The sequence below is a fragment of the Nitrosomonas ureae genome (assembly GCF_900108305.1).
GTDB classification, from domain to species: Bacteria; Pseudomonadota; Gammaproteobacteria; order Burkholderiales; family Nitrosomonadaceae; genus Nitrosomonas; species Nitrosomonas ureae_B.
In genome coordinates, this window is sequence record NZ_FNUX01000003.1 from 56,702 (window position 1) to 72,406 (window position 15,705).

Sequence of the window (15,705 nt, forward strand, 5' to 3'; positions counted from 1 at the left end):
TCATGATGGCAGCAATTGTTCGTGCGGCATTAAACCAGCGTTTGCTGGTATTGATAATCGGGTTGATGTTGTGTGTCGCGGGTGGATTTGCCGCAAGAAACCTGTCGGTGGATGCTTTTCCCGATGTCACCAACATTCAAGTGCAAGTCGCTACGGTAGCCATTGGCCGCAGCCCGGAAGAAATGGAACGGTTGGTCACGGTACCGGTCGAGATTGCCATGACCGGTCTGCCGGGATTGGTTGAGATGCGCTCAATGAATAAAAGCGGATTATCGCTGATTACCCTGGTTTTTACTGACAAAACGGATGTATTTTTCGCGCGCCAGTTAGTCATGGAACGCATTATTGATGTCACCCCACGCTTAATACCCGGCATTACACCTGTACTTGGACCGGTTTCCACTGGATTGGGCGAAGTTTATCAATATACCATCGAGCATCCGAATGACGATAAACGCGCTCTCACGGTTGAAGAACTCACCGAACGCCGCACCATCCAAGACTGGGTAGTGCGCCCATTGCTGCGATCTATTCGCGGTGTCGCGGAAATCAACTCAATGGGTGGGCACGTCAAGGAATATCAGGTTTATGCCGACCCGAACAAATTGCGGCATTACGATCTGACACTCACGGATGTGGATCGTGCGCTGGCCAGCAACAATGCCAATGCCAGTGGAAATATACTGGCGTTGCATTATGAGCAATACCTGATCCGTGGCGTGGGCCTGATTGCTACGCTGGACGATATCCGCAATATCGTGCTTAGGGAGTTGAATGGTGTACCGATTTATGTGCGTGATATCGGTGAAGTCACTTTTGGCGGGGAAGTGCGCCAGGGTGCCAGCATCAAAAACGGCTACACCGAATCGGTTGCGGGCATCGTGATGATGCTGCGTGGCGGCAATGCCAAGGAGATTGTAGGCAGGATCAAGGAAAAAGTTGCTGAAATCAACGAACGTGGAATATTGCCGAATGGTTTGCAAATCGTGCCATTTTATGATCGCACCGATCTGGTGGATGGTGCGCTATCTACAGTACAAAGCACCTTGATGGAATCCCTGATTCTGGTTATCGTTGTACTATCGATTTTCCTAGGAACCATTCGTACCAGCATCGTCGTTTGTTTTACCCTGATTATCACGCCACTGATTACATTCATGATAATGAATTACAACGACATGCCTGCCAACTTGATGTCATTAGGCGGATTAACCATCGCGTTAGGTATGATGGTTGACCCCACCGTGGTAGTGGTTGAAAACATTTACCAACGCCTGGGCGAGGCAAAAGACACCGGTCAATCCAAGTTTGATGTTATTGTTAATGCCGTTGCTGAAGTCGGCACTCCGGTTATTTTTGGCGTGTTTGTCACGATTCTGGTTTTCCTGCCCTTGATAACACTCGAAGGTATGGAGGGAAAAACATTCAGTCCATTGGCTATGACAATTGCCATTGCACTGTTGGTGTCCCTCTTTGTGTCATTGCTACTATCACCCGTATTGAGTGATTATCTTCTACAGGGTGGAAGTGAACAGGACACAAAAATTGTCGCTGTCTTGAAAAATGGTTACCTTCGTTTCTTTGATCTAGCCATGCGCAATCAGAAAAAAACAATGATTATCGCAATCAGTTCACTGATATTTGCTTTTGCTTTGTTTCCCTTCCTCGGCACCTCTTTCATCCCGATTATGAAGGAAGGCGCCATAACACCGGTAATTATCCGCGCACCTTCCATTTCCTTGGATGAAGCGATCAAGATTGAAACCGAAGCAATGCAGTTAATTGCCGCGGTACCAGGGGTCAAAAGTGTCGTGTCCAAACTGGGTCGCGGTAATACTCCCGCGGATCCCGCGTCGCAAAATGAATCCGATCCGATTGCCGACCTGGATTTGGAAGGATCAGGCCGGACTCAAATAGAAATCGAGGAGGATATCCGCAAAGTATTGGAGGTATTACCCGGTGTGAATGTTGTCCTGTCGCAACCAATTGAACAACGGGTGGATGAGATGGTAACCGGGGTACGTTCGCAAGTGGCCATTAAAATTTTTGGCGACGACCTGGAGCAATTGCGTTTGTTATCCGAGCAAGTAGCGCGCATTGTCAAATCCACAGCGGGCGCCAGAGATATCCGTATTGAACGGTTATCCGGTCAACAAGAGTTGACAATCAACATTGATCGACGCGCCATAGCACGCCATGGCATCAATGTTTCAGATGTCAACGAATTAATTGCCACCGCGGTTGGCGGTAAATTTGTCACCCAGGTTTTTGAAGGTGAGCGCCGCTTCAACCTGCTTTTAAGATTTCCGGAAGCATTCCGCATCGATGTAGAAGCCATCAAAGACCTCCTGTTAAGACCTGTCAATACAAACGTACAAAATGGTATGGCGCAAGGCGGCATGCTGGTACCGCTCAGTGCTGTGGCAGAAATAAAAGTGATCGACGGCCCGGCGATTATCTCGCGTGAATTCGCCAAGCGACGCGTTGTGATTGGCGTTAATGTGCATGGGCGCGATATGGGTGGATTCGTGGAAGAACTGCAGGAGCGTGCCGCGAAAGAGATCAACCTACCCACGGGCTATTATTTTGTCTGGGGTGGGCAGTTTGAAAATATGCAACGGGCGATGGCAACGCTTTCTATAATCGTTCCGGTTACGCTGGCAGCTATTTTTTTCTTGTTGTTCATGTTATTTAATTCAGTCAAGCAGGCCATTTTGATCTATCTGGTATTGCCATTTGCATCTGTCGGCGGAGTTATCGGGCTTTTTGTCACCGGTCAGTACCTATCGGTACCGGCATCAGTAGGTTTTATTGCCGTATGGGGAACATCGATTCTGAATGGGGTAGTAATTATTTCTTTTATACGGGAACTGCGGAGTAAAGGTTTAACTGTCGAAGAAGCGGTCAGGAAGGCCTGCGCGCAGCGTTTCCGGCCCGTCATGATGACGGCGGCCACAACTGTTTTAGGTTTAGCGCCGTTCCTAGCAGCCACAGGACTGGGTTCTGAAGTACAAAAACCCCTGGCTATCGTGGTCATATTCGGACTAACGACAGCAACCATGATGACCATGGTGGTCATGCCAATGCTGTATCGATGGTTCGATGATAAAACCGATACACCACCACCGGCCCAACCTGAGAAACTGTCTCCTCCGATTGCATGACAATATTTTATTAGGCTCTAGCCTAGCAGATACAATCTGTTAGGCTAGCCTTTATTATTTTGATCCGTTGCAATATACCGATTATTGATTACAGGATTGCAGAGTTAACGCACACGTTATTTAATCACTACTTTTTGTACTTGCATCGGCCAAACGCCTTTCTCTATCACTTGCCGGCCGTCAAACGCAAGATAGCTTTGCCGCCCGTAATGCGGCAACGGACGGATCAAGGCTTCGAGTGCTGCGGTGTCTTGTGCGGAGATAACCGTCAGCGATGCTCCCTCAGCGCGAGCCAAAGTCCAGACTTGTGCGGTGCCTTTGCTGTTGATCTCATCCGGCTTAGCGGGCAACTGTTCGGCGGCAAGCCAGGCATCGACTTCCGAATCCAGACCGATAATCAGCACAGGTGCAGTGGAAAGTGATTCATCCCGTGCAATAATTTGTGGCTTGCGGTCTTGCAATTTGCTGGCAAGCGTTCCGGCAATTTTCCTAATCCCGGAATCAGAGGACAATAGAACTGTCCGCGTAGCGGCATTAATCATCGCTTCGCGCAGGATTGGCGGTGCTTCACCAGGCGCCAGCTGACGAAACAGATGCAAATCCGGATCCAATGAAACCGCTGACGGCTTATCCGCTAGTTTCAGCTTAAAAAGCTGTTGTTCTTGTTGTAAATCCAGTATGTGTGTTGTTGTGCCCTGCGGGCTTTCAATTGCAACCGGGACGCGCAATTGGTACACCGGTCCGGATTGTTTCAAAGTAATTGATAATTCATAGCCGGAATCCGTTGCAATATTTTTTACTTCGCTAATCATGATAGCCGGTGCGTCGGTGCGTTCCAGCCATTGAGAAAAGAATAGCTGCAGATTCTGTCCTGAGATCATCTCAAATATTTTTTGCAGCTCTTGCCATGAGGTAATTCTGAAACGCTGCACGCGCCATAATCCCTGGATACTGCGTTGAAAAACCGCCTCACCTAAATGATCGCGCAACATAAGGAAAAACATTGCGGCTTTGTTATAACCAACAACTTTAGACGCACCGCCGTGCATGCGTGAAGTAAACGCTGTCAATGGCGCATCCTGGCCCGGTTGCAATGCGGCAAAATCACGCACCCATCCCAGCCTCATTTCACGTGCAGCTTCGCTGCTCTCCTGTTCTTTATAGGTATAATCGGCCATGAACGTGGTCAATCCTTCCGACCAGTTGCCGCTCGAGTAATCCGGATAAACTCCATTGCCCCACCAATTGTGCAACACTTCATGGCCAAGTGAAGTATCGCGGATAAATGGCAATTGCAACACATCAATGCCAAGATAAGTCAATGTAGGCATACCAAATCCGGTAGGCGTGGGGCTTGAAACCACGCTAAATTCCGTATAGGGATATGCACCGATCCAGGATTCGTAAAGGTTCAGATAACGTTTTACCGCATCCAGATAATCCTTTGATAAATTACTGATTTGTGGATGAAAATAGGTGCGCAGCTGAACTGGTTTGTGATTTACGCTCTGATACGTCTGTGTTTCAATCACATACGGTCCGGCTATCAGATCAATCCCTTCGGCCGGGTGAGAGAAATCAAAAGAAGCATGATAACCCTGCTCGGACTCGTTTTCTTCCACAAGCCGGCCCGCCACCAGACCCTTCTGACCGGGAGGTAGTTCGATATTGATCTTATACCGCGCCAAATGTCCAACTACGCGCGGATACCAACCCGACCCATCCGGTAGAAACGAGCCGGTTTCACCACTTACCGCGACCGGTCTGCCTAGTGTCTGCTGATGATCCAAAGAAGTATCCAATGCGGCCAGTGTTCCTTTCCACCGTATCAGAAACTGGATTTGATTCCCGAAATGAAATGGAATATTCCAAATATGCGCTTGATTGACTTGCTCACGGCCAATGCCCAATGGTCCATCATTAAATTCCGCTTGAGTCACTTCATATGCCGCTCCCAGCATCAACTGCAACTCCCTTGGATTACGGACGGTAATAAGGCTTTTCCCTTCAATGGTACGATTCACAGGATCAATTTTTACCGTGATATCGTATTCGACCTCATTAAACTTGACCAGCACAGGCGCCGATAGAATATGTTCTGACACTAGGAAAGAAAACAAAAATAAACAACAACTTCTGATTAAGCTATCAACTGTCATAAATTGAAATAAAAATAATTAAAAACTCAAGGCCGGGAATTTGGCGATAATCAGCATTTCTATATCATCTCGTTTTATTTTGATCGGCAACCAGGTTCCTGGTGCTTGCCGTTTTACGACATTGATCACATCTTCGGTAATTTTGATCGGCACGCCAGCCATTTCCAGAATCACATCCGAAGCCATGAGTTCCGCGACTTCGGCGATGCTGTTTTTTTCTACTTGCAGCACCACGGCGCCGCCCCGCCCCATTTCGTAGCGGATTCCCAGACGCTGGAATTGCGGCCTGAAGGATTCGGAAACATGCGGCATTACACCAAAAACAGCATCGGCTACACCTCTAACTAACTGTTGGCAAGATTTACTGCTATCCCACGGCAGCAATGCAACAACGTTTTGAATACCCAAATCATGTAACTGATGCGCCACCCCAAAACCATGCAATACATGCCCCGAACCCATGACACCCACAACCAGCGGCTTCTCCGAACTGGTAGATTTTGTTACGGCTTGCTGCAGTATCTGTGCCATGGCACGATCCCACAACTGCTGTCCACCGATAAAACGCCGGAAATCCGGATCATCTTGCGTAATTTCTCCTGCTTTCCTGTCCTTACGGTCGTGTTGCTTATAAATCGGCAATAAATAATCGATATATGCTTGACTTGGCTCCGCCGGGCGCGTCAATCCTTCACGCTCTTCCATTGGTACGCCATAAAAGCCTTTTTCAGTCACCTGGTGACGCAGCTTCGTTTCAATATTCAGAGCAACCATCGGGATACGATTCATGCGCGCAAAGTGAAACAACGGTAGATAAAGATTGGCATCGGTATTCCACACCCGATCCCACTCAGCTGCACGAAGAAATTCCTTTTCACTTAATTCACCGGCACTCCATTTATCCAATACGGCTTGCACGCGACGCGGAAACATTTCGAATCCGATCACCATATTGGGGCGCACACCGTGCAAAGCCACTAGTGTTTGCAACTGCCAGCGATGATGATCCGCATTGACATGCGTTTCGCCCAACAGCACCACCGATGCCTTCGCCGCGCGCGCGATGATTTCCTGCTGTGAAGCTTTACCCAAACCTGGAACAACCCAATCCCCCAATGGTACGCAATCTTTAGATGCCGGTTTTTTTGCCGGAATGATGGCCGCCGTTGCGTTATTTACACACAACCCCAACAGCATAACGATCATGCCAATAACTCTGCTACAGCGGCTTACATTAAAATTTGTCATTTTTTTGATTATCCTGTTAACAGATTCATAAAATAGTGAGTTATCCAATCCATTTGCGCGCATTCCGGAATAAACGCATCCAAGGTCCATCCTCCCCCCAATCAGAACGAATACCGGGATACCAGGAATGCTGTGTCACTCGGAATACCCGTTCCGGGTGTGGCATCAACACATTAAATCGCCCATCCGGTGTAGTCAATCCGGTGATCCCTTGGAGCGACCCGTTCGGATTATAAGGATACTGCTCGGTTACTTGTCCGTAATTATCCACAAATCGCATGGTCACCAGTGATGCAATATTGCCGGATTGATCGGAACAAAGCTCAATCTTGCCCTCGCCATGCGCCACCGTGATCGGCATTCGGCTTCCGGCCATGCCATCAAAAAATAACGATGGGCCAGGTTGTATTTCCACCATGACAAAACGTGCTTCAAATTGCTCCGATAGATTGCGTTTAAAACGAGGCCAGGCTTCGGCGCCGGGAATAATCTCATGCAGATTACTCATCATCTGACAACCGTTGCATACACCCAGCGCAAATGTGTCGCTACGCTGAAAGAACGCTTCGAATTCTTCGCGTGCACGTAGGTTGAACAAAATCGACTTGGCCCAGCCTTCGCCCGCACCCAGTACATCCCCATAAGAAAATCCGCCGCAGGCAGCCAATCCCATAAAATCTTTTAGAGACGATTGGCCTGACAGGATATCGCTCATATGCACGTCGATTGCTCTAAAGCCGGCGCGGTCGAAAGCCGCTGCCATTTCCACGTGCCCATTCACACCTTGCTCACGCAATATGGCGATACCCGGACGCGCCCCAGTTTGAATATATGGCGCCGCAATATCATCATTGGCATCAAAACACAGCTCGACCTGGAGTCCCGGATCGGCAGCATTAAGGATTCGATCGTATTCCTGTCGCGCGCAATCCGGATTATCACGCAACTTTTGCATCTGATACGTAGTCTCCGACCAGGCGCGCTGTAAATCTACCCGTTTCTCTGCCAGCACGGGTTTATTATTTCGCATCAGACGGACTTCATCGGCTTTATTTAATTGGCCGATGATAAAACTGACGTCACGCAATCCGGCTTCGGCTAGCACTTGCAACACTTCCTGGCGCCGCCTGGTTTGAATTTGAATCACAGCACCCAACTCTTCATTGAAAAGCACCTTTAAAAGGTGTTCCAGGAAGCGTCCGCTCAATTGCTCAGGCTGCAATTCCGATCCATCGATATCACAGCTATGCGGATCAAAACACAGCTGATCCAGATTCACGGTCAAGCCGGTATGTCCTGCAAATGCCATTTCACATAATGTCACGAATAAACCGCCATCGGAACGATCGTGATATGCAAGCAGTTGGCTCATTTCATTGAGCTGCTGAATCGCATTAAAGAATTTTTTCAAGTGCTGCGCACCCGTTGCACCATCAATATTTGGCGCAACATTGCCAATCTGTTTATACACTTGCGCCAATGCTGAACCGCCCAATCGATTTTTCCCTTGCCCCAAATCAATCAAAATAAGTTCAGTGTCGCCACAATCAGTGCGCAATTGAGGCGTCAGGATTTTGCGCGCATCCATCACCGTTGCAAAAGCGGTGATAATCAGCGATAGTGGCGCCGTAACGTCCTTGCGCACTCCCGATTCTTCCCAGGTGGTTTTCATCGACATCGAATCTTTTCCAACCGGTATGCTGATACCCAGTTGCGGACACAATTCCATGCCGATGGTATGCACTGCGTCATACAGTCCGGCGTCTTCACCTGCGTGTCCGGCTGCAGCCATCCAATTAGCCGATAATTTAATCTTTTCGAGATTGCCGATTGATGCCGCGGCAATATTGGTAATCGCTTCGCCTACCGCCATGCGTGCGGCTGCCCTGAAATCTATCAAAGCCAGGGGTGTACGCTCGCCAATGGCAAATGCTTCACCCAAATGAGTCTGATATCCCATGCTGGTCACCGCAACATCGGCAACCGGAATCTGCCACGGACCAACCATCTGATCGCGTACGGATAAGCCACCGACACTGCGATCACCAATAGTAATTAAAAAAGTTTTATCGGCCACCGCAGGCAAACGCAAAACCCGGTAAACAGCTTCGGTTAAGCTTACGCCCCGCCAATCAAGCATAGGAATTACCCGGTTACTGTGAGCAACGTCCCGCATCATTTTTGGCGGCTTGCCAAGCAGCACTTGCAGCGGCATATCGACTGGCGCTGTGGAGGACTGCGCATCGGTTACCACCAATTGTTCATCACTCGTGGCTTCACCCGCTACGGCAAACGGACAACGTTCACGCGCGCAAATGCTTTGAAACAGCGCTAAAGATTCCGGTTTTATTGCCAAAACGTAACGTTCCTGGGCTTCATTACTCCAAATCTGCATCGGTGACAAACTGGTTTCTTCAGAGGGAACAGCACGCAAATTGAAACGTCCGCCGCAGCCGGAGTCGTGCACCAATTCCGGAAACGCATTGGATAAACCTCCCGCACCCACATCATGGATAAATAAAATTGGATTCTCAACGCCACTTCGCTGTAGTTGCCAACACCGGTCTATCACTTCCTGTGCGCGTCGCTGCATTTCCGGATTACCACGCTGCACCGAATCAAAATCCAATGCCTCGGCATTGCTGCCGGTATCCATGCTGGAAGCCGCACCACCGCCCAGGCCGATCAGCATACCCGGCCCGCCCAGTTGAATCAGCAGAGTGCCCGCGGGGAATTTTTCCTTACGTACGTGTACCTCTGAAATCTGCCCGATACCGCCCGCCAGCATGATTGGCTTGTGATAACCACGCATCTCTCCGCCCAGGTGCTCTTCAAAAGTACGAAAATAACCTGCCAGATTGGGACGCCCGAACTCATTGTTGAATGCCGCTCCGCCAATCGGGCCTTCCAGCATAATCTGTAGCGCCGATGCAATGCGTCCGGGCTTGCCATAGGTTACTCGATTATCGCTTCCATCGTACTCCCACGGTTGCACAAACCCATCAATATTCAGATTGGATACCGAGAAACCGCATAATCCCGCCTTTGGTTTAGCACCTCGCCCTGTAGCGCCTTCATCGCGAATTTCACCACCGACTCCGGTTGCAGCCCCTGGGAACGGTGAAATCGCAGTCGGATGATTGTGCGTTTCAACCTTCATCAATACATGGGTTTCTTCTTCGGCGTAACCGTAGGTTTGCTGATTACCTGGATAAAAACGGTTGATTTTCGCACCCTCTATCACGCTGGCATTGTCGGCGTACGCCACCAGAGTACCCTGCGGATGCATTTGATGCGTATTACGTATCATGGCAAACAACGATTTATCCTGTGGTTTGTCATCAACAATCCAGTCAGCGTTGAATATTTTGTGGCGGCAATGCTCGGAATTAGCCTGCGCGAACATCATCAATTCGACATCGGTCGGATTACGCTGCACGCTCCTGAAATGATGTAACAAATAATCAACTTCATCGGGCGATAAAGCCAACCCCATGTTCCGATTCGCTTGTAACAAAGCCTCAATGCCGCCGTGCATCACATCAATCGTGTTGAGCGGTTTCGGAGGGAAATGCTGGAATAGTTTGACAGCATCATCAAACGCAGCAAAAACGGCTTCTGTCATGCGGTCATGCAACGCGAGTGCGAGACGATTCTTGTCATCCATCGCAAGCTGCACATCGCATTGAATATAATACGCAATCCCCCGCTCAATGCGTTCGACAGCGGTTAAGCCGCAATGATGAGCAATATCCGTGGCTTTTGTTGACCATGGGGAAATTGTGCCCGGACGCGGCAAGACTAAAAAAAACTCCCCTGAATGGCGTTCACTTTCCTGTATCTGATGATGGTTAAGTATTTTTCTTAACGCATCCAGTTCATCACCTCGCAAATTACGCGTCACGGAACAAAAATGCCAATATTCCGCATGAATCGCTGTTACTGACAGATTGAAGATTCTAATCTCTTTGAATAATTTCTCTAGACGAAACGGAGAAAACGCACGTCCACCACAAAATTGGAGCATCGGAGGAAATAAAATTATTATATAAAGATTGCAATTTTACACGAGAAGCTGTACTTATCGCTGATCATCCCATGAGTATGAAAAATATGATGACTGCTGATCCGGTTTTGCTTACTGCAGAAATTCGCGCATTAGAACATCTGACCGCCCTGCTGCCCGAGCCTCCTCAGTTAATGGAAAAAGCGGGCTTAGCCGCCGCACAAATCATCCGTGATCAATTGCACAAAGAATCCAATCCTCACGTACTGGTACTCGCCGGCCCAGGCAATAACGGCGGCGATGCCTTCGTTGCGGCACGTTATTTGAAGGAATGGGGAAATGCCGTTACTGTGGTTTTTCACGGTGATCGTAATCGCGTTCCACCGGATGCCAAACTGGCAATGCAAGCCTGGCTCGATATCGGTGGCGAAATTCTTGCTGATATGCCTGACGGCGATCGAAACTGGGACACGGTAATTGATGGCATATTCGGCATTGGTTTGAATCCGTCTCAAAGCCGACCCATCGAAGGTAAATATCGAGAATGGGTGAATACCGTCAATCGAATGAATATTCCCATTGTATCTCTGGATGTTCCATCCGGACTCGGCAGCGATGATGGCTGCATTTACGGTACGGCAATCCGCGCCGCCCTCACCGTAACATTTATTGGACTCAAACCGGGCCTGTTCACGAACTTCGGGCCGGAATGCTGCGGCACGATCGTTTTGCGCGACCTGAATATCTTGTTATCCTCGCCACCACATCCGCACATCTGGCTTTTGAATCAGAAGCTTATGCATTCGCTTCTGCCACCACCTCGCCCTGTCAACAGTCATAAAGGTTCATTCGGCAACGTGGCGATTCTCGGCGGCTCCACCGGTATGATTGGCGCTGCGCTGATGGCAGGCCGGTCTGCTTTGCATCTGGGCGCAGGGCGCGTGTATCTCGGCTTACTGGCAGAGAACGCACCACCGGTCGATTTCTCGCAGCCGGAATTGATGCTATGCGCTCCATCTGAATTGCTCACATTGAGTCCATTGAATTGCCTGGTAGTTGGCCCCGGCCTGGGGCAATCCGCGCAAGCATTGTTGTGGCTGGAAACTGCCTTGAATAGTGAATTCACGCTGGTGTTGGATGCCGATGCACTCAACCTGATTGCTCTACACCCTGATCTAGCCAGAAATCTCAGCCAGCGCAATGTGCCAGCTATTTTGACCCCACACCCCGCCGAAGCTGCGCGCCTTCTGAATACCGACACCGCCACCATACAAAACGATCGAATGCATGCCGTGCATCAAATCTCGCGCAGTTTTAATTGTTATGTCGTATTGAAAGGCGCAGGCAGCATTTGTTGTTTCCCGGATGGAAAACGTTATCTGAACACCAGCGGCAATCCTGGACTGAGTACTGCTGGCACCGGCGATGTATTAGCCGGAATTATTGGCGCACTGATCGCACAAGGTTTGAATCCCGGCCAGGCACTATTGCTTGCTGTTTACTTGCATGGCACTGCAGCAGACTACCTGCTGCAGAAAAATCATGGGCCGCTGGGAATGATTGCATCGGAGGTTATCGGTGTCGCTCGGCTGTTGCTAAATAAATGGATCTACCAAAACGCAAATCCTTCAAACCCTTTACATGAAACCCTATAAGACATTAACAAACTTCGTCTTTCATTGACGAATAACCCGGGTAATTTTCTCAGTTACAGCGGCTCAGGTGCTAGACGATAAGAACAAAGAAACGAACAAAATAACATGTCACGCCAGCACAGCATGTAATATTCAAACTGATATTGGATCTTGGCGATTGCGTCACTACATTGAATCAAATGGTGTTAACCAGATTTAAATCCTGACTTTCACAAATCTCACCAGTTGCAGCCTCTTCAGCTGCAACAATCTGATTCTTACCGTTTCTTTTAGCAAAATATAACGCTTCGTCAGTACGCTTAAACAAACTTTCCTGAGATTCCCCCGGCTGATATTGGGTCACGCCAGCACTGAATGTAATCAACAATCGATTGTTTCCATGCAAAAAGAATTTCTTGGTTAGATAACGCCGTATCCTCGCAACTGTTGATATCGCCACTTTTAACCCGGAATTAGGCAGTAAAATTGCAAATTCCTCGCCACCATAGCGTGATATCACGTCATCCCGGCGCACAGTTTCTTTGACGGCCTCAACTAAGTATTTCAATGCATCATCACCCACATGATGTCCATGCGTATCGTTTAACTGCTTAAAATTATCAATATCCAATAAAGCAAAGCAAAGCATTCCCTTGCTGCGAGCTAATTGTGTAATCTCACGTTCGAATGCCTTATCAAATCCTCGCCGATTCAGTGCACCCGTAAGATGATCTTCTTGCACTTGTTCACTCATTTCCTGCAGCTTCGTTTCAAGCTGATTGATTTGATTTTGTGCTTCATTAATTTCTGCACGCGCAAATACCAAATCATTGCGATATTTCAGCACATTATTTTGCACTTTTTGAGTCTCTTGCATTATATCTTCAAGCAATTGATTTATATCATTAATACCATTTATCTGATTAATCTTTTCGGAATAGTATTCTAATTTCTCATGATATCCGCCTGCAGCATCCGAAAGTTCTTCAAGATTGGAAATCAGGGAAGCTATCATTTGCCGCATGGTTTCCCTGGCTTTGCTCAGGCTTTGTTTTACTTTGGCCTGCCTTTGTATTATTTCTCCAAGCGAAAATTCAGCTTGCGCTATTATCTGCATATCCAGTGGCCTAGACATCGTTTTCTTTAACTTGGAAACCTGTAATTTAATCCACTGATCTTCGGACAACAATTCGCTTGTGCTATCCATCAGCATGCTTAATAATTTAAGCAGGCCTTGTTGTATATTCGATTTGTCCTCATTACCCAATTCCAACTTGATACAGAATCTCTGAAAACCAGCCATGAATTGTTCCATTCCCAGCTTGCTTTGAATTTTTTTAACCTGCTTACCCAGAGATCTAGCCTCGCCTGCCAGAACTTTATCTTCAATCTGATTAGCAATTATTTGTTCCAGAATCTGTGCCAGCAATTCCAGCAATTGATCCGTATAGCCGCTGATTTGATATTCTTGTGCCAGAACATCCTCTTTGGGCTCAGATTGTTGCTTAAAAGAGTTTGCATTCGATACCGGTATCGATATGTTTTCTATAATCTCTTCAGATTCTTGAGAGGTAAAATCCGAAACTTCCCATGACTGAATTAATGCCATTAATTTACTGTAAGCAAGTTCAGGATTGTCAGAAAATTCATCCAGTACATATTTTAATTTTTTTCTTTTATCTACGTTCTTAGAAAAATCTTCCGAATCAGCGAGATTATCGAATAAGCTGTTAATAATTTTTACCCAGAATGTTCCAGGTATAGATTTTGCAGTTTCAATCGGCGGAACAGACTTATTAGAAGCCGTTACGGTCGCAACAAATTTTATCAATACGGATTTAAAATCGGACCAACTCTTATCTTTCACAGCCTGCTCTAAGCTATTGGCACAGTTGAGTAAAGGTGGTGTATGACGAGGAAATTCTTTTGCCAGCTCTATCAGTAATTTTGCAGTAGCAGCAGAAACCTGACTATCTGGATTGCCTGCTATTTGGTTGTACAGCTTAAAATAGCTTTCAGGAGTGGGTTGTATTTTGAGTATGGCAAGCTGCTTTAATGTCTCCCGTGCGATTACGGATGGACTAGCATTAGCAAATTGATTCATATAATCGCTCCCTGCAATTACCAGACAAAAACTTTAGCGATACAAATATCAGCAATAACATAATCTTAATGATCTCAAATTGATTATCAACAGTAAACATCAAGTGTCGCCCAATTACTCACAGCCATTTGATTCTTATGATGCTAGAAACCTGTAGTAGACTCCCCTAGTGAATTTATGATTACGGAATTTTTAGTGTTCCATTGATACTTGATCTTATGAATAATTCCAAATCGCTTGATCAACCGAATATGATCTTCTTCAAATACCGGAATTAGAATAAACCTGAAGTGGATAATCTTTGTATTTCCTCAGACAGGATTACTGTCCAATGCGATCAACCCGGAACGTTTCTCCGCAATTGGATTTTTCTTGCACTGGCGCATTCATGATCAATTTTTCAAGATCAGCGCCCGCAATTAAATCACCAGACAGACTCAACTGAATCTCCACCATCATTCCTTGCTGATTGCAATTCAGTTTAATTCGATCTCTGGCAGCGAAACCCAGTACCGCCTCCAGGCGATTAAGAAAATCTTCCGTACGCACCTGCTGGTTAATTCTACGATTCATAAAATAAGCCATACCGGAATCATTAAACTGTCGCGCTAAATCAGCAGACAGATCAAAAAATTCACTTATCGACCAGCTTTCCTGACAACTGCCATGTTTGTGCCACTCATGCCGCTCAAGGCAAGAGCCAGCTATCACACTGGGCATTACTTCTGCCAATGATGCTTGTGAAGCGGCATCCAATTGAATCTCCGGATAATCACAAAATTCATCTTTCTTCTTTTTTACAATACCGCAGAATGCATAATTCTTATTGCAGTTTTTTTTGTTCGGCCACAAACCATGCAATGCAAAATGCTTGGCGTGATACGCATTCGGATCAGTTATTTCACATTCCGGCTTGTCCGGTTTAGTCTCACAGAAAGCAGGCTGCCATGATAGTGCCAGTACATAACTATCCACTTGACCTGCAGTATTGCAGTTATTATCACTTTCGCCACTTTCATTATCTCCCGTGTCTCCACCTGTTATCTGCGCCTGACCGCAGGCCGCACTTATCCAACGCGCTTCAGGCTTAACCCTTGGCAGAACAATTCGATACCAGGCAGGAGAGTTTGATTTGCCGGCCTCGATAATAGCGTACCGGTTGCCCGCCAGAATTTGTGCATTATCCGGATTGGTTGATTTATTTTTTGATACAAAGGCTGGGCAAGACTGCTGTGCGGAGAAAATTCCACTCACTTTATCCGCAAATACGGGATGAACAAACAAGATCGCCAGTCCGGTCAGCAAAATTAGAAAAACTCTGCTATTACGAAATTTCATGCTGAACTTGCCCCATTGCTCCGCCATTATTCCAAATGGCTGCTTGTCGAAC

The 15,705-nt window shown here is 47.3% G+C and carries 7 protein-coding genes; 2 read left to right on the forward strand and 5 right to left on the reverse strand.

Annotated elements, in window-relative coordinates; translation table 11 throughout:
- The first annotated feature begins 2 nt into the window (after nt 1-2).
- A complete protein-coding gene (locus C4S39_RS02855; protein ID WP_103965546.1) occupies nt 3-3,164 on the forward strand; it encodes an efflux RND transporter permease subunit in 3,162 nt (1,053 codons plus the stop codon).
- 116 nt (nt 3,165-3,280) lie between these two features.
- On the opposite strand, the gene C4S39_RS02860 is transcribed toward C4S39_RS02855, so the two are convergent.
- From C4S39_RS02860 to purL, 3 genes are all read right to left on the reverse strand, one after another.
- A complete protein-coding gene (locus C4S39_RS02860; RefSeq protein ID WP_258039258.1) occupies nt 3,281-5,269 on the reverse strand; it encodes a M1 family metallopeptidase in 1,989 nt (662 codons plus the stop codon).
- Between the two features lie 72 nt (nt 5,270-5,341).
- The gene (locus tag C4S39_RS02865; protein ID WP_103965671.1) at nt 5,342-6,571 is read right to left on the reverse strand and encodes a ChaN family lipoprotein; all 1,230 of its coding nucleotides are present in this window, start codon (nt 6,569-6,571) and stop codon (nt 5,342-5,344) included.
- Between the two features lie 40 nt (nt 6,572-6,611).
- Nucleotides 6,612-10,598: a phosphoribosylformylglycinamidine synthase gene (gene purL / locus C4S39_RS02870; protein WP_103965548.1), complete on the reverse strand. Its 3,987-nt coding sequence runs from the start codon at nt 10,596-10,598 to the stop codon at nt 6,612-6,614.
- Nucleotides 10,599-10,669: 71 nt separating this feature from the next.
- Here purL and C4S39_RS02875 point away from each other — a divergent pair, with 71 nt between their 5' ends.
- The gene (locus C4S39_RS02875; RefSeq protein ID WP_308457299.1) at nt 10,670-12,232 is read left to right on the forward strand and encodes an NAD(P)H-hydrate dehydratase; all 1,563 of its coding nucleotides are present in this window, start codon (nt 10,670-10,672) and stop codon (nt 12,230-12,232) included.
- A 175-nt stretch (nt 12,233-12,407) separates the two neighbouring features.
- Here the strand turns inward: C4S39_RS02875 and C4S39_RS02880 are convergent, their stop codons facing one another.
- Nucleotides 12,408-14,315 (reverse strand): GGDEF domain-containing protein, encoded by a 1,908-nt coding sequence (locus C4S39_RS02880; RefSeq protein WP_103965549.1) that lies wholly within the window; start codon nt 14,313-14,315, stop codon nt 12,408-12,410.
- Between the two features lie 321 nt (nt 14,316-14,636).
- A complete protein-coding gene (locus tag C4S39_RS02885; protein WP_103965673.1) occupies nt 14,637-15,653 on the reverse strand; it encodes a ribonuclease T2 family protein in 1,017 nt (338 codons plus the stop codon).
- Nucleotides 15,654-15,705 lie beyond the last annotated feature (52 nt).